Source organism: Enterococcus sp. S86.2 (assembly GCF_059834485.2).
In genome coordinates this window covers 567,368-590,471 of the sequence record NZ_CM206813.1, presented here as the reverse complement: position 1 = coordinate 590,471, position 23,104 = coordinate 567,368, and the positions used below count along the sequence as shown (strand labels likewise).

General features: G+C 37.3%; 20 protein-coding genes. 8 read left to right on the top strand and 12 right to left on the bottom strand.

Annotated elements, in window-relative coordinates:
• The first annotated feature begins 61 nt into the window (after positions 1–61).
• From AC6R0T_RS02570 to AC6R0T_RS02560, 3 genes are all read left to right on the top strand, one after another.
• On the top strand, positions 62–1,459 hold the full coding sequence (locus AC6R0T_RS02570) for a TrkH family potassium uptake protein (RefSeq protein WP_500559747.1): 1,398 nt from the start codon (positions 62–64) through the stop codon (positions 1,457–1,459).
• A 369-nt stretch (positions 1,460–1,828) separates the two neighbouring features.
• Positions 1,829–3,181 carry a Mur ligase family protein gene (locus AC6R0T_RS02565; RefSeq protein WP_206902311.1) on the top strand — a complete coding sequence of 451 codons (1,353 nt, stop codon included), beginning with the start codon at positions 1,829–1,831 and terminating at the stop codon, positions 3,179–3,181.
• Positions 3,174–3,866 carry a type 1 glutamine amidotransferase gene (locus AC6R0T_RS02560; RefSeq protein ID WP_206902310.1) on the top strand — a complete coding sequence of 231 codons (693 nt, stop codon included), beginning with the start codon at positions 3,174–3,176 and terminating at the stop codon, positions 3,864–3,866. Before AC6R0T_RS02565 ends, AC6R0T_RS02560 begins: the two co-directional genes overlap by 8 nt.
• A 108-nt stretch (positions 3,867–3,974) precedes the next feature.
• Here the strand turns inward: AC6R0T_RS02560 and AC6R0T_RS02555 are convergent, their stop codons facing one another.
• The 5 genes from AC6R0T_RS02555 to AC6R0T_RS02535 all read right to left on the bottom strand — a co-directional run bounded on the left by AC6R0T_RS02555 (position 3,975) and on the right by AC6R0T_RS02535 (position 8,148).
• A complete protein-coding gene (locus AC6R0T_RS02555; RefSeq protein ID WP_206902309.1) occupies positions 3,975–4,781 on the bottom strand; it encodes a metallophosphoesterase family protein in 807 nt (268 codons plus the stop codon).
• On the bottom strand, positions 4,781–5,563 hold the full coding sequence (gene phnE, locus AC6R0T_RS02550) for a phosphonate ABC transporter, permease protein PhnE (protein ID WP_282461627.1): 783 nt from the start codon (positions 5,561–5,563) through the stop codon (positions 4,781–4,783). Before phnE (AC6R0T_RS02550) ends, AC6R0T_RS02555 begins: the two co-directional genes overlap by 1 nt.
• Entirely contained in the window at positions 5,560–6,339 is a 780-nt protein-coding gene (gene phnE / locus AC6R0T_RS02545) for a phosphonate ABC transporter, permease protein PhnE (protein ID WP_230710201.1), read from the bottom strand. The genes phnE (AC6R0T_RS02550) and phnE (AC6R0T_RS02545) overlap by 4 nt, the downstream gene beginning before the upstream one ends.
• Positions 6,329–7,096: a phosphonate ABC transporter ATP-binding protein gene (gene phnC, locus AC6R0T_RS02540; RefSeq protein ID WP_303753815.1), complete on the bottom strand. Its 768-nt coding sequence runs from the start codon at positions 7,094–7,096 to the stop codon at positions 6,329–6,331. The genes phnE (AC6R0T_RS02545) and phnC overlap by 11 nt, the downstream gene beginning before the upstream one ends.
• Before the next feature lie 134 nt (positions 7,097–7,230).
• Positions 7,231–8,148 carry a phosphate/phosphite/phosphonate ABC transporter substrate-binding protein gene (locus AC6R0T_RS02535; protein WP_303753814.1) on the bottom strand — a complete coding sequence of 306 codons (918 nt, stop codon included), beginning with the start codon at positions 8,146–8,148 and terminating at the stop codon, positions 7,231–7,233.
• A 220-nt stretch (positions 8,149–8,368) separates the two neighbouring features.
• Between AC6R0T_RS02535 and AC6R0T_RS02530 the strand changes: the two genes are divergently transcribed.
• From AC6R0T_RS02530 to AC6R0T_RS02520, 3 genes are all read left to right on the top strand, one after another.
• Entirely contained in the window at positions 8,369–9,025 is a 657-nt protein-coding gene (locus tag AC6R0T_RS02530; RefSeq protein WP_206902304.1) for a cyclic nucleotide-binding domain-containing protein, read from the top strand.
• Positions 9,026–9,213: 188 nt separating this feature from the next.
• Positions 9,214–10,008 (top strand): hypothetical protein, encoded by a 795-nt coding sequence (locus tag AC6R0T_RS02525; RefSeq protein ID WP_303753813.1) that lies wholly within the window; start codon positions 9,214–9,216, stop codon positions 10,006–10,008.
• A 62-nt stretch (positions 10,009–10,070) separates the two neighbouring features.
• A complete protein-coding gene (locus AC6R0T_RS02520; protein ID WP_303753812.1) occupies positions 10,071–10,757 on the top strand; it encodes an HAD family hydrolase in 687 nt (228 codons plus the stop codon).
• 204 nt (positions 10,758–10,961) lie between these two features.
• Here AC6R0T_RS02520 and AC6R0T_RS02515 read toward each other — a convergent pair whose 3' ends face one another.
• The gene (locus tag AC6R0T_RS02515; RefSeq protein WP_303753811.1) at positions 10,962–11,774 is read right to left on the bottom strand and encodes an endonuclease/exonuclease/phosphatase family protein; all 813 of its coding nucleotides are present in this window, start codon (positions 11,772–11,774) and stop codon (positions 10,962–10,964) included.
• A 312-nt stretch (positions 11,775–12,086) separates the two neighbouring features.
• The gene (locus AC6R0T_RS02510; protein WP_303753894.1) at positions 12,087–14,267 is read right to left on the bottom strand and encodes a PTS transporter subunit IIBC; all 2,181 of its coding nucleotides are present in this window, start codon (positions 14,265–14,267) and stop codon (positions 12,087–12,089) included.
• A 339-nt stretch (positions 14,268–14,606) separates the two neighbouring features.
• Between AC6R0T_RS02510 and mdxK the strand changes: the two genes are divergently transcribed.
• Together mdxK and AC6R0T_RS02500 are read left to right on the top strand one after the other, a co-directional pair.
• Positions 14,607–16,874: a maltose phosphorylase MdxK gene (gene mdxK / locus AC6R0T_RS02505; protein ID WP_230710211.1), complete on the top strand. Its 2,268-nt coding sequence runs from the start codon at positions 14,607–14,609 to the stop codon at positions 16,872–16,874.
• 255 nt (positions 16,875–17,129) lie between these two features.
• Complete coding sequence (locus tag AC6R0T_RS02500; protein WP_206902299.1) at positions 17,130–18,149, top strand: LacI family DNA-binding transcriptional regulator; 1,020 nt, start codon at positions 17,130–17,132, stop codon at positions 18,147–18,149.
• A 95-nt stretch (positions 18,150–18,244) separates the two neighbouring features.
• On the opposite strand, the gene AC6R0T_RS02495 is transcribed toward AC6R0T_RS02500, so the two are convergent.
• From AC6R0T_RS02495 to argB, 5 genes are all read right to left on the bottom strand, one after another.
• Positions 18,245–18,490 carry a hypothetical protein gene (locus tag AC6R0T_RS02495; protein ID WP_206902422.1) on the bottom strand — a complete coding sequence of 82 codons (246 nt, stop codon included), beginning with the start codon at positions 18,488–18,490 and terminating at the stop codon, positions 18,245–18,247.
• A 366-nt stretch (positions 18,491–18,856) separates the two neighbouring features.
• The gene (gene manA, locus AC6R0T_RS02490; protein WP_303753893.1) at positions 18,857–19,813 is read right to left on the bottom strand and encodes a mannose-6-phosphate isomerase, class I; all 957 of its coding nucleotides are present in this window, start codon (positions 19,811–19,813) and stop codon (positions 18,857–18,859) included.
• A 90-nt stretch (positions 19,814–19,903) separates the two neighbouring features.
• The gene (locus AC6R0T_RS02485; protein WP_303753809.1) at positions 19,904–20,923 is read right to left on the bottom strand and encodes a serine hydrolase domain-containing protein; all 1,020 of its coding nucleotides are present in this window, start codon (positions 20,921–20,923) and stop codon (positions 19,904–19,906) included.
• 199 nt (positions 20,924–21,122) lie between these two features.
• Entirely contained in the window at positions 21,123–21,959 is an 837-nt protein-coding gene (locus AC6R0T_RS02480; protein ID WP_206902297.1) for a VOC family protein, read from the bottom strand.
• 328 nt (positions 21,960–22,287) lie between these two features.
• Positions 22,288–23,055: an acetylglutamate kinase gene (argB, locus tag AC6R0T_RS02475; RefSeq protein ID WP_230710218.1), complete on the bottom strand. Its 768-nt coding sequence runs from the start codon at positions 23,053–23,055 to the stop codon at positions 22,288–22,290.
• Positions 23,056–23,104: the final 49 nt, after the last annotated feature.

Sequence of the window (23,104 nt, the reverse complement as noted above, 5' to 3'; positions counted from 1 at the left end):
CTTCTCTGCTATACTTAAGACGAGCTTAATTATTTATCCAAAGGAGTTTTTTATGAGTATAATGCGGGTGCTGCGGCAAAAACTGCGCCGAGCACGTTTTTTTATCGCTGGCAATGTTTCTTCCATTCAGATTATCGTCAGCTATTATTTATTAATGACACTAATTTCATTGCTGCTTTTTTATTTACCTATTTTTCGTCAGCCAAATGTCCACGTTCCTTTTTTAGATATGTTTTTTATGGCCATTAGCACTGTCAGTGTGACGGGACTAACAACTTTTAATATCAATCACGTCTTTAATGAAAATGGCGTCATATTGTTGGAAGTTTTATTCCAAATTGGCGGTCTCGGAATTATGATGATTTCAACTTTCTTCTTTATTATTTCCCGCCGCAAAATTTCGCTTAAACAACGACAGCTGATTATGACGGATATGAATCAGCCCCGTCTTAGTGGTATTGTCCGGTTAATTCGGATTACCTTTACTATGATTTTGGTTTTTCAAGTTAGCTTTGGTTTATTGTTTGCTTTTTACTTTTTATGGCAAGGTTACTATCAAACCCTAGGCGACGCAGTGTTTTATGGCTTTTATCAAGCCATTTCGGCTGTTACAAACTCTGGTTTTGATGTCACAGGAGATTCGATTATGCCTTTTGCCAACGACTATCCTTTTTTGATCGTCATTATGTTTTTAATTTTTATTGGCGGGATTGGCTTTCCTGTTTTAATGGATTTTTACGAGTGGATTTTATACCGGCGCAAAAAAATGCAACGACGTCTGCCTTTTCGCTTTTCCCTCTTTACTAAAATTGCTGTGTTAGCCTTTGTTATTTTGTTTGTTGGTGGGACCCTGATTATTTACTTATTGGAAAGAGATCACTTATTTGCAGGAATTGATCCATTGGGACGCTTTATTAATAGTATGTTTTACTCCATGACTACCCGTAACGCAGGGTTACAGATCCACGACTTAGGTGAGTTTCAAGTGACAACTTTAATCATCTTTTCACTCCTGATGTTTATTGGCTGTAGTCCTAGTTCTGTCGGAGGCGGTGTGCGAACAACGACCATTGCCATTATCGGGTTATACATGACTTCATTTTTAAAAAGCGAAGATAATATTAATATTTTTGGCCGCCGAATAAGTGATGCGGATGTCCGTAAATCAGTCGTCGTTTTTATGCTTTCTTTAGCCATGTGCTTTTTTAGTGTCTTATTGCTAAGCGCCACTGAAAAACAATCGTTAATCGCCATTATTGTCGAAGTGACTTCAGCTTTTGGGACAACCGGCTTATCGCTTGGCATAACCTCTGACTTATCCGTTGTAGGAAAAATTGTCATTGCTTTATTAATGTTTATCGGCCGCATTGGTATGTTGTATACCTTGTTACTCTTTATTCCAAAAGAAACTCGCGACCAAGGTTACGAGTACCCGACTGAACAAATCATTATTGGGTAAAGTAAAAAAATTCGATTAGAAACATTCTGCTTGAAGCAGTCAAAATAAATCGTGTAGCGTCTAAAATTTTCACCTGAATAACTCACTTACCGCAAAAATATCTATAACGAGCTTTTCAAACTAAACCTCAGCTACAATAAGCTAAGCTATTTGGTCTTATTGTTAAAAGCTAAGCGAGTTTGCAAAGCTTTTTTGCATTTTTGCAGGATTTTAACGCGTTACTTAGTTTTGTTGTTGTGATAACGGCAGTATCTGCGACTAAAATTTAAGAAAAAGCAAAGGTGTTACCGTAAATTATTCAGACTATGGTATGATAAGTTGGATTTATAAAACGTAACGTCAGTTTAACTAAAAGGAGCAACAGAATTTATGAGCTTACGTAGTCACTTGGCGATATTTGCCGGTAAAAGTGCCCAATGGGTTTTAAAAACCTTTTTCAAAGGTGGTTCCAGCTATCCAGGACAATTGGCCCTAAAAATTGATCCCAATGTTTTAGATCACTATTCTGATCTTTACGAAGTGGTAGTCGTGACCGGGACAAACGGTAAAACACTTACGACTGCTTTAACTGTTAATATTTTAAAACAACAATTTGATGAGGTGTTGACCAATCCGACAGGTGCCAACATGGTACAAGGGATTGTTTCAACTTTTTTATCTGCCAAGCCAAAGAAAAATCAAAAAAACTTTGCTGTCCTAGAAATCGATGAAGCCAGTCTTAGTAAGGTAACCGCTTATATCAAGCCAGAATTATTTGTTTTCACGAATATCTTCCGCGACCAAATGGACCGTTATGGTGAAATTTATACGACCTATCGTCTGATTGTCGAAGGAGCTGAAAAATCACCGAATGCGCCGATTTTGTGCAATGGCGATTCACCGATTTTTAATTCTGTGGATACCGTCAATCCCCGTAAATATTACGGCTTTGATCACTTACCTGATAAAGAACAAATGGCCCACTACAATACCGATGGTGTTTTGTGTCCGCAATGTCACCACATTTTGCACTACAAAATGATTACCTATGCTAACTTAGGTAAATATTATTGTCCCAACTGTGGTTTTCATCGACCAAAATTGGATTACAAATTGACTAAAATGTTAGCCATGGATAATACTTCAGCGGATTTTATCATCGACGGACATGAATACGGTATCGAAGTTGGTGGAATGTACAATGTCTATAATGCTTTAGCAGCAACTGCTGTAGCAGAATATTACGATGTTCCAGCAGAAAAAATCAAAGCTGGTCTTGGTTATGATGAAAAAGTTTTTGGCCGCCAAGAAATAATTGAAATCGACGGCAAGAAATGTACCTTAGTATTAGTTAAAAATCCCGTTGGTCTAAATCAAGTCATTGATATGATTGGTCTTTCACCTTACTCTTTTTCCCTTGTGGCCTTATTAAACGCCAATTATGCAGACGGAATTGATGTCAGCTGGATTTGGGATGGTAATCATGAAGCCTTTGCCCAAATGGATATCCCAGCAGTCATTGCCGGCGGCGAGCGCCACAAAGATATGGCATTACGCTTAAAAGTGGCGGGTATTCAAGAAGATAAATTAACCGAAACCAAAGACTTAGATGAAGTCATTGAAGATATTAAGAAATTACCAACAGAAAATGTTTATATTTTGGCAACCTACACTGCAGTGTTACAATTACGAAAAAAATTAGCAGAAAAAGGTTACATTAAAGGAGGAATGGATCGTGGCTGATTATGAATTAACGTTGGCCCATCTATACGGCAACCTGTTGAACACTTACGGCGACAACGGCAACTTATTGGTGTTACAATATTTAGCAAAAAAAATGGGCATTCAATTGGACACAGAGATTGTTAGTATCCACGAAAAATTTGATCCTGCCAAATACGATCTCGTCTTTTTTGGCGGCGGACAAGATTTTGAACAATTAATTGTCTCTGAAGATATTCAAAATAAAAAGGCAGATTTAACAGATTACATCGAAAATGATGGTATCATGTTAGCTATTTGTGGTGGCTATCAATTATTGGGTCATTATTACATGGGAGCTAATGGTGAAAAAATCAAAGGAATTGGCGCGTTAGATCACTACACGTTAAGTCAGGAAAATAATCGTTTTATTGGAGACATTGTCATTCACAATGAAGAATTCGATGAAACTTACTACGGCTTTGAAAACCACAACGGACGGACTTTTTTAGGCGCAGGGGAAAAACCTTTAGGCAAAATCGTTGAAGGAAAAGGCAATAACGGCGAAGATCAAACAGAAGGTGTCATCTACCGCAATGTTTACGGTTCTTATTTCCACGGCCCTATCCTAGCTCGCAATGAAAAACTAGCCTACCGCTTATTAAAAACAGCTTTAGAAAAAAAATACGGTGCGATCACTGTCCCCTCATTAGCAGAAATTGCTTAATACGAACAAAAAATGAGGCCACAACCAGAGTGTTCCGTTACTTATAATAAACGCTGTTTATGCGCAAAAAAAGGTGTGACAATTTTATGTCACACCTTTTTTATTGACCTAACACGAGCGCATATCGACTTTTTGTAATAACTTGCCGCTCGTTACAATTTCTCTTGCGGTCTCTTTTAACTGTCCTGCTTTGACTTCGTAAAGACTAAAACCCGCGTGTTGAACAAAGCGAACAATTCCATCGCCTTCATCTTGTCCCAAAAAGGAAAGACCATCGGCGGTATAGTAAGGAATTTGACCGACAGTTTTGTGATAATGGTAATGCGTATGGCCATTTAAAACGGCTAAAATAGTGTAACGTTTTAAAATTTGCCACAATTGATCAGACTGGGGTAAATTTAACGTTGCATATTGTTCTGCAATTAAATGGTGATGGGTCATAAATAAAACGGGCTTGTCTTGGTGCGCTGAAAGAACTTCTTCTAACCAATTTAACTGAGCTTTATCAATCGTCCCGTCTGCATTACCATAAACAGAAGTATCAAATGACACTAAATAAAACGGATCAAATTCAGAAACGAAATTATAGTAGTTTGAAGAAGGCGCGTTTTTTAGCCACCCTTGATAAAAATTTTCTTTGATATCATGGTTACCTAATGTGACCATAACAGGTGTATCAGGAAACTTTTTGGTAAAATACTCGTGCAAAAAGCGATAATCAGCAATTTGACCATCTTCGGTTAAATCGCCAGTAAGCAAGACTAAATCAATAGCTGTCATTTCTTTGGCCTTTTCAATCGCACGATCTAAATAGGTCAAGGGATTCTCCATTTTTGTCAACATTGCTTGATAACCTGTGGTAGCTGGCAAATAATGACTACGGTAATGTAAATCAGAGAGTTGTAAAATTTTCATTAGCGTAACTTCCTACGAATCCAGCCAGTGAATAAGTCTAAGCTAAAGACGGTTACCACGACTCCTAATAAAATAATACTAACGCGATCCCAACTCCGCGTTTGGATTGCAAATATCAAAGGTGCCCCAATTCCGCCGGCACCTACCAAACCTAAAGTTGCGGCACTTCGCACGGCGATTTCAAAATGATTTAAAGACAGTGAACTATAGATTGGTAATAAATATGGTATACGCACAGAGAAAACAATTTGCCAAAAATTAGCACCAATCGCTGCTGCATCCTCAATCAAAGCCTCATCCATCCCTTCGGCTTCTTCGGTAAATAATTTTCCTAACATGCCAATTTGATGCACGCCGATTGCCATTACCCCAGCAAAGGGTCCTGGACCAACGACTTTAACGAAAATAATAGCGTAAACGAGTTCAGGAAAAGCCCGCAAAACGTTACAAATAAATTTACCAATTTTGGCTACCCAAGGATAATTTTGCCATAAATTGCTGGCACTAATTAAAGTTAAAGGTAGTGCCAAAATCGTTGCGATAAAAGTGCCCAAAAAAGCAATCCCAATCGTAAGCAACAATAAGCTAAGCAAATCTTCTCCACTGCCATCATATAAGTAGTGCCAATCAGGATGGGCTAGCCCTTGTATTACTTCTGCTCCCATTGCAAAAGAAAATGTTTTTAAGCTGCTGTAGTCAATTCCTGAGGCTGAATAAATCACCAAAGCTAAAAGTAGCAGCACAAAAAAATATGTTTTTTTGCTAACTTGACTAAGTATCATCCTAATCTCCTCCTAACTGCTTCACTTAAACCATCCACAATGGCCACCACCACAAAAATCGTCAAAATTATAATGGATACGCGATCGTAACGCATAAGCGCTAATGATGAATTCAAAATAACACCAAGCCCACCAGCACCCACATATCCCAACACGGTCGAAGCTCGTACGTTTACTTCAAAGGCATAAAAAGTATAGCTGATAATTTGGTTAATGACTTGCGGTGTAACCGACCAAATAGCGACTTGCATTTTGTTGGCACCAACTGCCTCATTGGCTTCAATTGGGCCAAAATCAATTGTTTCAATTGCTTGAAAAATCAACTGGGAAACCATCCCGAAGGTAAAAACGGCAATCGTTAGTACCCCTGTTGCCTCACCAATACCAAAAATGGCAACAAATAAAGCGGCCAATAATAAATTGGGAATCGTGCGGATCACGCCTAAGAAAAAGCGGATAATATAAGATAAAAGACGTTGTTTTGTCACAACGTGAGTCGCTAAAAAACTAATCGGAACGGCAAATAGAACACCTAAAAAAGTGCCCAAAACAGACATCTGCAATGTTTTGAGTAGTGGCGTTACAAGACTTGGTAAATAGCTAAAGTCAGGTTTTAAAAAGCGGGCTAAAAAAAGGGCCATCTGATTAGAATTTTGAAATACCGCCTGAAAATTAGCGTCAGTTAAAAGGATACTGCCTTGTAAACACAGCAGTAGCACAATTATTACAAATAAATGTTTGTACCAATTAAAATGGACGGTATCTTTAATTTGCATTTTCTCCCACTTCCTTTTCGTACGCTTTCCCATAGATTTCACTAAGACGTTGTTCCGTCAGTTTTTGTGCAACATCATCAAAAACAATTTCACCACTTTTTAAAGCGATAATTCTACTGGCATATGCTTTTGCCAAAGAGACAGAGTGAATATTCACAATAATCGTCTTATTTAAGTTTTGGTTGATTTCTTTTAAATCTCCCATCACTTTTTCAGATGTAACCGGATCAAGAGATGCCACCGGTTCATCAGCTAAAATAATATCAGCTTGCTGCACTAAGGCTCGTGCAATTAAAACACGCTGCTGCTGACCACCGCTTAATTCATCACTTCGGGTGTGCAATTTATCAGATAAACCGACTTGACTTAAAGCTGTTGCTGTTTTTTCATAGTCGACTTTTGTAAACAAACCAAAGATACTTTTCCAAGTAGAATAATAGCCAAGACGACCGGATAATACGTTTTTTTGGACTGTACTGCGTTTAACCAAATTGAAACTTTGTGAGATTAACCCAATATTGCGGCGGATTTCCCGCAATTTTTTCTTATTGGCGTTTGTAATCGATTCACCATTAATGATAATTTCACCAGCAGTCGTTGTGACTAGACGATTGATAGACCGCAAGAGGGTACTTTTCCCAGCACCACTCAATCCGATAATGGCAACAAATTCACCATCGGCAATCGTTAAATTAATATCCTTTAAGCCTTTGACACCGTTCGGGTAGACTTTAGCAACATTTTTAAATTCAATCATATTTTTAACTCCTAAATTAGATATCGAAATTCTTCCAAAAGACAACTTGAAGCGCATTTTTTTCTAACTGAAAAACGCTTTGACTCTATAATTATACGAGTAAAAAAGCCAGCTCCTAAGAACCGGCAATTTGTTTACTCAGAAGCTTTTTTCGTGTATTCGCGAATTGTATCATAGGCACTATCAGCAGCTTCTTGGTAGCCTTTGTGCCCCCATAAAGCCATCGCTTCTTGTCCGGCTTCATCTTTTGGCATATTCAAAAAGACATCTTTAATTTCTTGTTTTAATTTCTTGTCCATTTTGGGCTGCACCGCAATCGCATCGTTAGGAATATCACCTGTGGTTAAATATAAAACCCGTAAATCTTTCATAATATCCTGATCACTGAATTTTGAAGCAAATACATTACGCGCACCTTCAAAAACAAAGGCTGCATCCATTTGACCGTTTAATACGGCTGTCATTTCACTTGGAATATCATTGACCGTTGTAACAGTAGCATCTTTGGTTGGGTCAACACCGGCCTCTTTTAATTCAGCTACCGGGTAAATATAGCCACTAGCTGAATTCGGACTTAAAGTAGCAATTTTCTTTCCTTTTAAGTCTGTCAAATCCTTTAAGTTGCTATCAGCTTTAACTAAAATTTCACCTTTAAAAGTATTGGTTAATTTATCTGTTGGTAAACCTGTTTTTCTATCGTAAGCACCCAATTGAGAGGTCAACACTGCTTCTGCTGCATCCATATCTTTTGCTTGCACATAAGCCGCTGGCGGCATAATTCCTACATCAACTTGACCTGAGGCCATCGCTTCAACAATCGTAGAATAATCTGTTGCCAGAGTAACAGTCACATCTTTATCAAGTTTTTTTGATAAATACGCAGCAAATGGTTTTGTTTTAGCTTCCATAGAACCATCATTATTCGTTGGAACAAATTGCACCACCAATTTTTCTTTTGTGTCCCCTTGTGCCTTTTGTTCATTACCACACCCTGTAAGACCGACTAAAATTCCTAGTGTTAAAAGACCGGTTGCCAACATTTTGAAACGCATGTTTTCTCCTCCTATTGGAAAATGATTTATATTGCCCCCACATAATAGCAAGAATTATCTCAAACAAAAATGACCTGTGTCACTTTGTAGGTAATTTTTTTGTAAATTTTAAGTAAAACCCGAACATTATCTTTACATCACTTGGAAAAAGGATGCTTTTTTACTCATTTGCCGTTATAATCAAAAATAACAAAACACTCATTTGAGAAAGGAAGCTTTTATGAAACAGCTATTTGATAAAAGCCAGTTAAAAGAAGCAATTGCAACCAATAATTTACAAGATTATTTAAGTACAGATTTACTTTCAATTGCAACTTTATGTACCTTTGAAAAAGATGAAGATCTCATTCAAGCGGGAACAGCTTCGAAGTACTTATATTTTCTAGTAGAAGGAAGTGCGATGGTCTATTCATTTACCTACGATACACAAAACATTTGTATCAATTACTGCTATGAAGCAACCATTATCGGAGAAGCCTCTTCTTTATGGGAAACAACACCCAGTAGCAGCGTTAAAGCCATGACCCCTTGCACTTGTGTTTGCATTAACTTGAAGCAATACCGGTCTATTTTGCAAAATGATTTGCGCTTTTTAAAACATACCTGTCAGCTGCTTAGCTACCGCTTAAACACAGGGATTAATCTGGCCAATTCCTTAAGTGAACCCGTCGAAACTAGACTAGCCCGTTTTATTTTAGAACATGAAAAAGATGAACTTTTTTCTTTCCAACTTAATAATTGTGCGGCTATTTTAAATGTTAGTTACCGTCATTTGCTGCGCACCATGACTAATTTTAAAGATCAGGGCATTTTGCAAAAAGTTCGCGGTGGCTACCGAATTTTAAAACGCAGTCAGTTACTTGCCCTGACTGCTTGAATTTACACTTGGTATCTAGCTAGACAGTAAGTTTTTTCGTCATATTTTACTGTATGAAGCAACAAAATAATTTGTGCCATTACCAAAAATGAGTAAGCTATTTTTAAGCCGAATTTGCTTTAAGAAGTGGTAAAATCAGTTGAAGTCTAATAACCTAAAATCAAATTATCGAAGGGAAAAACTAGTAAATGAAACCTACACTTGCTGATGACATTAATACTTTAGCTGCCTTTTGTACGCTGCGGGATATTCCAGCTTTAACACAAGCTAATTTGCAGAAAGCTTATAATTTTCCCCAGGCAGATGCCTTCGTTTTATTTGGCGGCACCATTCTAGCTGGTATTGAACCTTTAGTAACTGCGATGAAAAACCAAGTCGCAAAAAAGTATCTGATTGTCGGCGGACAAGGCCATACAACTGATGCGCTGCGGGATAAAATAAGGCAAGCATATCCGATGATTGCAACAGACAAGAGTGAAGCAGAAATGTTTAATGACATTTTGTATCTAAAATTAGGCCAAACTGCGGACTACTTAGAAGTTCAATCAACGAATTGCGGCAATAATATCACCAATCTATTGAAACTATTGACCAAAAACAAACTGCCAAAAAAATCACTTATTTTATCCCAAGATGCGACCATGCAACGTCGAATGAGTGCTACGCTAGAAAAGTTCGCACCTCAAACGACAATTATTAATTATGCCAGTTATACAATCCAGACAAAAATTGAAAATAGAAAATTACAATTTGACCAATCTCTTTTAGGTATGTGGGAAATGGAGCAATACATTACATTGTTATTAGGTGAAATTAGTAGATTGCAAAATACACCATCTGGCTATGGACCTTTAGGCAAAGATTTTATTGCCCCTGTTTTTATACCAGAAGATGTACTGGCTGCTTTTCACCGGGTTGCACAAGCATTTCCTAATAAAATCCGCACGGCTAATTTTGCCTACGCTAAAGAATTAGCGGAATAAGCTTTAGCAAAAAACAGTAACTAAAACTATAACACATCACTTCTATCACTAAGGAGGCTATTATGAAAGGAATTTTGTTTGATTTTAACGGCACCTTGATTAACGACACGCAAAAGCACGAAGAAGCTTGGCAGGCTTTTATCTCTAAAGTCACAGGGGCCCCTGTTTCCAAAGGGGATTTTGCCAAGTATTTTCACGGTAAAAATGCACAACATACCTTAGAACATGTTTTCAAACGACCTTTAACAGCTCAAGAAGTTGCAGACTATGCCGAAGAAAAAGAAGCTTTATATCGCGCGCTTTGTTTGGCTGATCCAAATTACAGCCTCTTAAAAGGAGTACCCGAATTTTTGACTTTATTGCAAAAAGAACAAATTCCCTTTACAATTGCCACTGCTTCGGGAAAAACAAATTTAGATTTTTATTTTGATACTTTGAATTTGAATCAGTGGTTCCAACTGGATAAAGTAGTCTATGATGACGGCAAAATGATTAGTAAACCTGACCCTGATCCATATTTAAAAGGAGCTGCTCGCCTTAGGTTACTCCCATCAGAATGTGTCATTTTTGAAGATGCACCCGTTGGTCTTTTAAGTGCATATAATGCAGCTGCAGCTCAAATTGTAGCTGTCGCTACTTCTGAAACAAAAGATTCGCTTGCTAAATTACCCGGCGTTTCCCTAATAGTGGCAGATTTTACTGATCCTGCCCTAACTGTCTTAATCGACCAATTCACAAAAAAAAGCTGAGGAAACCCTTCAAGTTCAGCCATAGTCAAGAATTAGTAAAAAATAGACCCGCTCTTATTTGCCCACCTTGCAATTGTGGTCTTCACAAATATTACTATCTAAGATAATAAATACGATTTTTTTGTATTGTAAAAAATGTGACCTCTGCTTTATAAAAAAAATCAGCGGACTGATTGTTTATAATCAGTCCGCTGATTTTTTTATTTATTCCCACTGTGCTGTCACACTGACGCCAAAATGATCACTTACAATTGGCGTTTTATCCCCATTAAATACGACTTCATGACTTAAAACAGTAAATTCTGGCGTTAAAAAGATATAATCAATTCTTTCCCCATTACTTTTTTCCCAACCGGCAATCTGGGCTAGGGTCGTTTCTTGACCACTCGTTTTCTTGGCGGCATAAAAACTATCTTGTAGCTGCCAATTACTTTCCATGATTTGCTTATACCCTTTTGTATTAGCCGGGTTATTAAAATCTCCCATTAAAACGAGCGGATGAGAATGATCTGCTAAAAAAGCTTGGACTTGCTCCCATTCAAAGGAAAATCCTTCTTGCCACCATGAAAAATGACCACTGAGCACTTGTACTAATTTACCTTCCACTGCAGTTAAGGCAGTCAAAATCCTGCGCGTGTGGTAATCTGTCACATCTTTTGTTTGAGATACCAATGTATCTTGGGCGATAAAAGGTTCTTTGGCTAAAATTGCCACCCCTTCATCAAAGCGGTCATAGCCGATATGGTTATAACACCAAGACCAATAATACTCCTTATCCAAACATTGCAATTGTTCTTGCAGACGCAAAGCAAAATTATCTTCGCGAATAATGACGTCTGTGTTACTAGGAATAAACCAATCATCTAAAAAAGCCTTCTCACTTGTCATCAACTGATTGACCTCTTGCAAACAAATAACATCGTAGTCATTTGTAGCAATATTTTCAGCGAGGTGGGCCAATTTTTCGGTTTGATTTTCTTCCAACCAACTATGACAATTTAAAGTTAAAAATTTCATTTTAATACTCCTATCTTGCTACTTGTTCCAAGAATAACATACTTTTCCTTCAAAAAAAGTTGCAGACCACATCAGACAATAAGAAAAGCTGGATAAACTCCTTCAACTTGCTAGTGATCTGGCAAGACTTCAATAAATTGTTTCCCAATTTCTTTAAATTTCGCCTTATTGTCCCAGCGATTTAATTTAACAGACTGGGCAGCGCTAAAGCAGGCAAAGCACAGTTTTTTCTTATGAAAGTTTATACTTTTTTGTAGGGTGAAAAAAAGATTGCGCCGTTAAGACGCAGTGTCTTTTGCGCAATCTTCTTGTTTATAACGCTACTTTTGCAACTGGTGATTTCCCAGTAACTTCGCCAGTTTTTTCTAGCGTCACCGATTCAATTTCAGCTGCATTTGTAAAAGCAACAATAATAGTTGTTTGTTTAACAGCTTTTTGAATCGCAGCTAAATCCATTTGGGCAATCTTATCACCAGCTGAAACTTTATCGCCTTCTTTAACATTTACAGTAAATGGCGCACCTTTTAAATCAACCGTTTCAATTCCCATATGCACCAATACCTCTAACCCTTCATCAGTCAGCAGTCCTAAAGCATGTTTGGTTGGAAAAACACTGGTAACTATTCCTGCTACTGGTGCATAAACGGTGCCATTCACAGGTTCAACGCCAAAACCATCACCCATCATTTTTTGTGAAAAAACAGGATCATTTACTTCTGTAATTGCTAAAACCTTACCATCAGCTACATTGACGATAGTTTCGGTTACGCCTTTAAATTTCGTTGCTGCCTTGCTTGTGCTAATTTCAGCAATCACTTCTGTTTGTGGAATCTCCATACCAGAATCAATGGCATCTTGAATATCAGATTTTAAAATATCGGCTTTTGGACCATAAACAGCTTGTACGCCTTTATCTTTCACCAATAGTCCCATCGCACCTGCGTTTTTCCAATCTGGTTCTTTTCCAACCTTAGCTGGATCTTTAACAGAAACCCGCAAACGTGTCATACAAGCATCGACATCCATGATATTTTCTTTACCACCTAAAAGGTTAATCACTTTTACGATTTGAGAATTTGGATCAAGAGAGCCATCTGCTGAAACAGCTGCACTGTCGCCCTCTCCTTTATTGTCATTTTCATAGTTTCCATTACGTCCTGGTGTGGCAAAATTGAATTTTTTAATTAAGAAATTGGCAATGAAGAACATGGCAACCCCAAAGACTAATGTTACCCAAATAAAGTTGAATAAGTCGCCGCCTAAACCAGCCTTTATCGCCATTGGCGTACGCGTTAACAATTCGATATTACCAAATGAATGAACGCGTAAATGTACGATATCTGCCATTGCAAAGGCTGCCCCTTGAACAACGGCGTAAACAACATACAAAGGCACTGCCGCAAACATAAACATAAATTCTAGCGGTTCTGTTACCCCAGTTAAAAAGACAGCTAGTGCTGCAGAAAGATACATTGATTTGTATGCATTGCGTTTGTCTTTGTCAACATTGCGGTACATTGCAAAAGCTAAGCCCATCAAAATACCAGAAGCTCCAATCATTTGCCCAACTTTAAAACGCGCTGGCGTAAAATGATTTAAAACATATTCATATTGCGACATATCGCCTTGGCCTTTTAAATTTACCAAGTCGGTTGCCCAGGCCAACCATAACGGATCTTGTCCAAACACCTGTTGACCTGCTTGTGCGCCTGACATAATTGTATATGCGCCACCTAATTCTGTGTAGTTAATTGGAATCGTCAACATATGATGTAGTCCAAAAGGTAAGAGCAGCCGTTCCAATGTCCCATATAAAAACGGTGCCAAAATTGGGGCGGTCTCTTGTGATTGTGCGATCCACAAACCAAAATTATTAATTCCTGCTTGGATCACAGGCCAAACAATCGCTAAAACTAATGAAACTAAAATAGAGCGGAAAATAACGACAAAAGGTACAAATCGTTTACCGTTGAAAAAGGCTAAGGCATCTGGTAATTTACGGAAGTTATAATACTTATTGTAAGCTGTCGCTCCCACAAAACCTGCGATAATACCAACAAAAACTCCCATATTTAATGCTGGAGCTTCCAAAACACTAGTAAAAAAACCATTTACCATAATTTTTGTGCCAAACAACGTTTTGGTCAGTGCTTCTGGATCTGCTAACATCTCACTTGTAACGCCAAAAATCGCACCTGTGATGCGGTTAATCAAAATAAATGATAGACCAGCAGCAAAGGCACCGCCTGCTTTTTCTTTAGCCCAACTACCTCCAATAGCTAAAGCAAATAAAAGATGTAAATTACCGATAACGGCCCAGCCGATATTTTCAATGACACCGCCTGTGGTCACTAACGCTCCTAGATCTGGATTAATCATTGGTATCGTTTTTCCAATACTAATCATTAAACCCGCAGCCGGCATTACGGCGATTACAACCATTAATGCCTTTCCGAATTTTTGCCAAAACTCAAAACTAATCAATTTTTTCAGATTTTCTTTCACTTACCTTCCACTCCTTTAGTCATTTTCGCTTTATTACGAATAAATAATTGCCTCTTTTGATTGCAGCTTTCAGCGCAATCGGTTTCGTTACAAATTATTATAGCGGAGAGTTTTTTTTCTGTAAAGGTAAACTTTAATTTTTATTTTACTGAAACATTTTCACACTTTTTTTAATTAAAATAGGAAAATAAAATATTTCTTATGGTCAATACTTCATTTCCAGCTCCCAAATATTTTTATTGCAAACTTTTGCAATATATCTCTTGACTAACGCAATCGATTGCGTTTATTATTTACTTAACAAAAGGATACAGGGAGGATTATAAAATGAATCAGATTCAGCGGTTATTTGACATTGACCCATGGAAAATTGCGACGAAAACTTTAGATAAACAAAACAGACGCCTACAAGAATCACTAACAAGTACCGGAAACGGCTATATGGGGATGCGAGGAAATTTTGAGGAGCACTATTCTGGTGACCATCATCTAGGTACTTATTTAGCTGGTGTTTGGTATCCAGATAAAACGCGCGTTGGCTGGTGGAAAAATGGCTATCCAGACTACTTTGGTAAAGTAATCAATGCGGTTAATTTTTTTAGCCTTACGATTAAAGTCAACGATACAACAATTGATTTGGCAACAATTCCCTATGAAGATTTTTATTTAGAACTTGATATGCAAACTGGGATTTTAACCCGTCACTTTACAGTCAAGGTCGCCGACGCTACAATTCGTTTCAACTTTGAACGCTTCTTATCGATTGTTAAAAAAGAATTAGCTGTTCTAAAAGTTACGGCCGAAGTAATTACAGGTAGCGCAACGATTACCATTGACTCTGCTTTAGATAGCAATGTTCGTAACGAAGATAGTAATTACGATGAATTATTTTGGGAAGAAAAAGCAAGTGGTAAAGAAAACGATGCTACTTACTTGACCGTCCAAACGGTACCCAACAACTTTGGAATCGAACGTTTCAGTGTGACTGCGTTAATGAAACACGATCAAAAATCATTAGCGACAACACCAGCACCGTTAGCAATTTCAGATGCTTTTTATTACGAAGCAAAAGCTGGGGAAACAATTTCTTTTGAAAAACGAATTGTTGTTTTAACGAGTCGTGATATTCCAGAAGAAAATCAAGTCGCAAAAGCAGTTGAATTGATGACTGCCTATGATCAATCGTTTGCTACATTAAAAGCAGAACAAGTTGAGGCTTGGAAAAAGCGCTGGGAATTAGCAGATGTTGCTATTAATGGTGATCCTGCAGCCCAACAAGGCATCCGTTTCAACTTATTCCAACTATTTTCAACTTATTACGGCGATGATGAGCGGTTAAATATTGGACCAAAAGGTTTTACCGGTGAAAAATACGGCGGTGCAACATATTGGGATACCGAAGCCTATGCTGTCCCACTTTACTTGGCCTTAGCAAAACCTGATGTCACCAAAAACCTTTTAAAATATCGGCATAACCAATTACCAGAAGCCCACATCAATGCCCAAAAACAAGGATTAGCTGGCGCTTTATATCCAATGGTAACTTTTACTGGGATTGAATGTCACAATGAATGGGAAATTACTTTTGAAGAGATTCATCGGAACGGTTCTATCGCTTATGCGATATACAACTATACGAACTACACTGGTGATGAAACTTATTTACAAAAAGAAGGATTAGAGGTTTTAACTGCTATTTCCCGTTTCTGGGCAGATCGTGTCCATTATTCAAAACGACAACAGAAATATATGATTCACGGTGTAACTGGTCCTAACGAATACGAAAATAATATTAACAACAACTGGTATACCAATATTTTAGCAGCTTGGTGCTTGAAGTACACCTTAACAAGCTACCATCGCTTAAAAGATCGCACTACCGTTACCATCAGTAAAACAGAACAAGATAAATGGGAAGATATCATTGACAATATGTATTTACCTGCAGATGAAGAGCTTGGTATTTTTGTGCAACACGATACGTTTTTAGACAAAGATTTAATGCCTGTAACCGACTTAGACTCTGCTGAATTGCCTTTAAATCAACATTGGTCTTGGGATAAAATTTTGCGCTCTTGTTTTATCAAACAAGCAGATGTCTTACAGGGAATTTATTATTTTTCTGATCAATTTACTTTGGAAGAAAAACGTAAGAACTTCAACTTCTATGAACCTATGACTGTTCATGAATCATCTCTTTCTGCTAGCATTCACGCTATTTTAGCTGCTGAATTGGGCATGGAAGAAAAAGCGTTGGAAATGTATGAACGAACTGCCCGTTTAGATTTAGATAATTACAACAACGATACCGAAGACGGTTTGCACATTACTTCAATGACCGGTAGTTGGCTTGCAATCGTTCAAGGCTTTGCCCAAATGAAAACTGATCACGAAACATTGCGTTTTGCGCCGTTTTTACCAAGCAAATGGGAAAGCTATGCCTTTCACATCAATTACCGCGGAAGACTTTTAGCCGTGACTGTAACAAAAGAAGCTGTCACTTTGAAACTTGTTTTGGGAGAGGCCCTTGCAGTATCCTTGTATGATGAAAGTTATACCTTAGTAGACGAAATCACAGCAGCGATGAACAATTAAGTTGCCTTCACCAAGCTAACTTACAAATAAAATTTTATTTCTAGGTAAAGTTTAGCTTGTTGTGACAGCACTTGTTTTTATCACGTTATCTAAAAAAAGCTGAGACAAAAGCCTACAAACGCTTGTCTCAGTTTTTTGTTTTTTACGCAAAATAAAAAATATCAATTCAGAATAAAGAATTTCGCTAGTTTTCTAACGTCAAAATTGCTATGATAGCAAAAGAATCCATTTCAAAATGAAACAGGGGGGAGACCCATGAGCATCACTGTAAAAGATGTCGCCAAAAAAGCCGGCGTAGCTACTTCGACGGTTTCCCGCGTCATCAATGACCATCCTAGCATCTCTGAAGAAACCAAGAAAAAAGTCCGCAAAGTTATGAAGGACTTAGGCTACGTTCCCAACGTTACGGCGCGCAATCTCGGTAAACAAATTGCCAGTGCGATAGGCATCATCTTGCCTCCTTTAGATTCAAAAGAACGTTTAGGCAACCCCTTTTATTTAGAAACTATCGAAGCGGTCAACGAAGAAGCCAGTACCTATCAAATGTCTGTGGCCGTTGCTTCTGCGCCAGATTTTGAGACTCTTTTGGAAAATGTTAAACGGATGCATCTACAAAAACAAGTTGACGGCTTTATCTTAACTTATTCGGATAATCATGATCCAGTTATTGCCTATTTATATGACAATAAAATACCTTTTACTTTAATTGGACAGCCTTATCAAAACGAAAGCGAAATTGTTTTTGTCGATAATGACAACCAATTACTTGGAAAACAAGCAACGGAATATTTAATTGCCCGCGGGCACAAAGATATCTTATTTGCTACGAATACGACCCGGGAAAATCTTTATTTTGAGCGCTATTTTGGCTATCAAAAAGCCTTGATGATGGCAAATTTGACGACTCAACCGGCAGTTAAATTTGAAACACCCGAAGATTATGTTGTCTTTGAAGATATATTAAAAGATACCCAGGCTACTGCATTAGTCGTTATTGATGATCTGTTTGCGATGCGTATTATGCAGTTGGCCCAAATTTATGGTAAAAAAATTCCCGACGATTTATCGTTAATTAGTTTTAATAATTCCATTTTCTCCACACTCGTCCATCCTTATATCACTAGCCTTGATATTGATGTCGCTCGCTTAGGAAAAATGGCAACACAAAAATTGATGGAGCAAATTAATCAACAGATCACAGACGGGATTAAAGTCATTGTTCCCCACCAGCTAATCCAACGAGAAACTGTTTTAGACTTAACAAAATTATCTTAATAAAAAACAGATCAATCTAATACGCCTTAAATGTTCAACGCCAACATTTAAGGCGTATTATTGTCATTAATCAATCTTTGCTGATTTTTTAATAACTATTGCAGTAAATAGACCCCCAACAAGCAAAATAAAATACCCATTGCCTCTTTTAAGTTAAAGGGTTCTTTAAAAATAAAAATGCCAATTGGGATTAACGCTAACGTCAATAAACTCGTGACTAAAATCGCTGACATATTCACAGGCCAGCCTGAACGATACATCCACAAATAGCCCACCTCTACAAAAACAATCGCAATTCCCAATAAAACAGTTCCCCAATTTAAATATTTTACTTCTTGCAAAAGGCTAGTTTTATGACTTCCTGATAAAAAAGTTACTAGACATATTAGCCATGCAATTCCGTAAACAATCAAAAGCGAAAAGAACAGATTGCTCTTTTCATTCACACTCTTTGAAGCAAAATGATACAACAAATTAGCAAATACAGTTACGAATAACGGCGCATAAAACAATTGCAACACATCCCTTGCCTTTTTTTCTATTGTACCAAATCTCAAATGCTGCAGTAAAAATCAATAGGCAGAAAAGTTAAACAGCTAGAACAGTTAAAGCACTATTTTTTCTTGTAAAAATTTATCCTTCCTTTACAAATAAAAAACCTGCGGCAAAAATCAAAGTGACTTTTACCACAGGTTTTACTTTTGAAATTATTCTTTTGCACCAGGCTCTGAAGCGATAATGCTGCAGTCACCTTCAACTGTCCAATCAGAAATACCGTTTGGCATAATACAACTTGTTCCCATTGGCATTTCATAAGATTTACCGTCAACTTTTAATTCACCGAAACCGTCAATCACAGTCATTAACGTATATGGTGCATGAGCTTCTAGATGCAATTCACCTTTAACTTGCCACTCGTAAACGTTAAAGAAGTCAGTTTTCAAATAGGTGATAATACTTGAATTTCCTTTTTTTACTTCTGTTACATTTAATTCTGGTTTTAAAGCTGGTATGGTCGTTACATCAATAGATTGTTGGATGTGTAACTCCCGTGTATTTCCGCTATCATCTTTACGATCATAGTCATACACACGGTAGGTCGTATCAGAACTTTGCTGAGTTTCTAAAATCATAATACCTTTACCAATGGCATGAATTGTCCCACTTGGTACATAATAGAAATCGCCTTTTTGCACTGGCACACGAGTTAATAAGTCATCCCAGCGTTCAGCATGAATCATTTCAGCTAATTCTTCTCTGGTTTGTGCATGATGCCCATAAATAATTTCTGCACCCGGCGCGGCATCAATGATATACCAGCATTCGGTTTTACCTAATTCACCTTCGTGTTCCATCCCATATTTATCATCTGGGTGTACTTGGACAGATAATTCATCTTCTGCATCTAAAATTTTAATCAGTAGTGGAAAAACAGGTTCAGTAGGATTACCAAACAACTCTTTGTGGTTTTGCCATAAATCGTCTAATTTTTGTCCAGCAAATTCGCCATTCTCAACGACACTTACACCATGGGGATGGGCACTAATCGCCCAATCTTCTCCAATTTTATCACTGGGTAAGTCAAAACCGAAAACTGTATGTAATCGATTGCCACCCCAAATTTTTTCTTGAAAAACAGGTTTCATAAATAATGGTTCCATTATCAATTTCCTCCTAGTTGTAATGTTTTGCCTCGTTTGGAAAATATTACTTTCTTTTTTATAACAACTTGTCTTGAAGTATTATACCACTTTTCACGTTTTGTGAGCCTTTTCTTTTAAATATAACGTAAGGATCTCATCTCTTTTTTTCAAATAAAGCTGGCGATTATCTATAGGATGCACCCGGTTACTCAAAAAGATAAAACCGCTTTTATTTTCAGGGTCTAATAGCATAAAGGTCCCTGTATACCCAGTGTGAAATAACAACGGACGGCATTTATCATCTACAGTATATTTTAAATCCCATCCCAAAGATCGTTTGTTAGTATGTGTTGGCGTTTGATCTGTCAAAAGCATTGCCACGGTTTCTTCACGTAGATAATCTTGGCCCCAATTTAAATACATTTGGGCAAAAATTTCTAAATCTGACAGGTTAGTAAATAGACCAGCATTTCCAGCTTCAGCTTGTAATACTCGCGCCTTAGGGTCGTGGGTTAAACCTTGCAAAACAGTGCCGTCAGGCAAGACTTCCGTTGGTGCAATTTTACTTCTTAACGCCTCAGATGGTAAAAATAAGCTATCATTCATCTTTAATGGTTCCAAAACTTCTGTACGAAAAATTTCAATAGTTGTCTTTTGATATATTTCTTCTAGCATAAAACCTAATAAAATCGTCCCCGCATCTGTATATTGGACAACTTTGCCTAAATTTTCGCCCGGTTGTAATTTTAAATAGGCCGCCTTTAACTCTTCTTTATTTAACTTATCTCGATTGGCAATCCATGTCTTAATATCAGAAGTATGGGTTAGTAAGTGGCGTAAGGTAATTTGCGGATTTCTAAAAGCGGGTAGATACTTTTGTAACGGCTGATCTAACTGTATAATCCCCTGTTGGTTTAGGCGCAAAACAACGCTCGTGGTACAAATTACTTTGGTTAAAGAAGCCACATCAAACAGCGTATCTTTTTGTAAAGGTACTTTATGGGGTACAATCATCTGAGCGCCTACTATCGTTTCATCCACTGCTTCTTTTTCAATAAAGGCAAAAGCCGCACCAGGAAAGATACCTGCAGCCAGTTGCTCTTTAATACATGCTTTTGTTTTTGAATACATCTTATTCACCTTTAATTCTTAGTTGCTTTTTTTGATTTTACCACGTAATTCAAGAAAAGAAAGACTGCACAAACTCGTTTTGCTTTTAAGTATTAAAAGGAATTTCAATAAATTGCTGTGCAAATTTCTCAAGATTTTATCTTTTTATCATTCAAAAAAAGAATCCGGACTAATCGTCCAGATTCAATCGGTTTGCTTTTTAGTGCCGTTTTTTATCTTTACTAATGAACCACCATTCAATTCCGGTTGGATCATAAATTGTAATAATTTGTTTTTTCTGATCGATGAAAAACGCAACGTTTAAACTTGCTAAGTGATCTGCTAAAGCTAAGATATCTGTAGGTAAAACGCGAAACTGTAAGAAATCAAGCCCTAAAACATCATCTGTTGAAAGATCTAATGTTCCTCCTTGACCAGCCGTTAGTCCCACATGGAAGTTTCCACCATTTAAAGCCAAAATACCACTCGTTTCATCTTGAACTTTTAGACCAATAACATTTTCTAAAAAATCTTGCTGCTCTTTTAAGCGACTTGTATTTAGATGAAGTTTATCAAAATGAACGTCATCTGATAAACGGGGAAATTCTCCTGTGGCTTTTTGCGCTAAATCAGCAAGATTAAACGCTGTTGGATTTTGATGTTCGCTTTTTGTGCCAAAATAAATTTCCAACTGATTGCCCTCTGGATCTTCAACTAAAATTCCCGTTGCATCGTTGTCTGCTAATGCATCTTTAATTGGATAGTCTGCTTTAATTAGACGTTGTGCCACATCGGCCAACTCCTTTTCAGAAGGAATCACCAAACACAACCGTTGTAATTTCTTAATTTCACCAGTGTGGTCTTGTGCATAAGGACTTTCTTCCAACCACAACAATTCGCTTTTACTTTTGGCGTTGCCAAAAATTGCTAATTCATTTTCTTCTCTTTTCAAATTAAAACCAATAATATCGCGATAAAATTCAATCATTAAGTTTCGATTTTTAACGCGTAATGCCACGGTCTCAAGCCCTGCCGCCGCTAGTGCAAATTCAGCCATTTTCTTTACTCCCCTTCCGACAAGATTATTGTACTTAGAAATCAGTCTTGTCGCAAATGATATCCCTTAGCTACTTTGTAGTAAAAACGTTATCTAAAGAGAATTCATCTCTAAACATTATATCAAATTGTATTTTATCACTTTTTTAAGAAAAATTGGCTCAATTACCTGACTAAATACCATTTTTTCAAAATAATCAAAAAAAATCATTTTTTCTAATCATTCTAAGTAATGTCCTGACAAAAAATGTACCGCAACTTGGATTTAAACTTTTAAAAAGAAAAAACCTGCCCGCTTTTTTGCGACAGATTTTTTTGAAGCTAGTATTTTAATTTGTCGCCAGTACCGGTACTTTTGCTAAAATAGTAGTCCCAGAATTTGTAATGGTGTTATTAATGCATACCGATTGCACACCGGCTACTAGTGCCTTTTTAGCACTAGTGATTTTGGGGACCATTCCTCCAGTAACAATTTTTTGTGTCACAAATTGTTCCAATTGCTCAAAACAAACTTCATCTAACCACACATCATCTTTTTTAATTCCTGGTACATCGGTTAGTAAAAACAATTTTTTTGCCTGCAAACTTGCTGCAACCTGACAAGCTACTTCATCGGCATTAATATTAAGCCACTGTCCTTGTGGCGTGATGCCTAATGGCGCAATAACAGGAATTTGATCCGTATGAAACAAGGTTTCCAATAATGCATTTGAAATTTGGGTTACTTCACCAACGTAACCCAATTTTTTGCGATTAATAAAATCGCCTTGAATCAATTGATTACAGCCGGCATTTAACCCGACTGGTTGTAAACCAGCTTTTTGTAATGAAGTGGTAATCAACGGTTGGACTTGACCCAACAGCACCATCCGGGTAATTTCTAGTGTTTTTTTACTGGTAATACGCAAGCCCTCTTTGACCTCAACTTTTAAATTCATTAATGTCATCATTTTAGAAATATAGTGACCGCCACCATGAACAATGACAATCTTTTTATTTTCTGCCTGCCATTGTTTTAGTTGACTAAAAAAAGCTTTATCCAAATTGTCAGAGGCGATACCGCCCATCTTTACTACGATCACGTCATTATTTTCCATCTTTTCTCACTCCTTAAATTTTGAAATCTACCAAAAACTTGATTTTAAA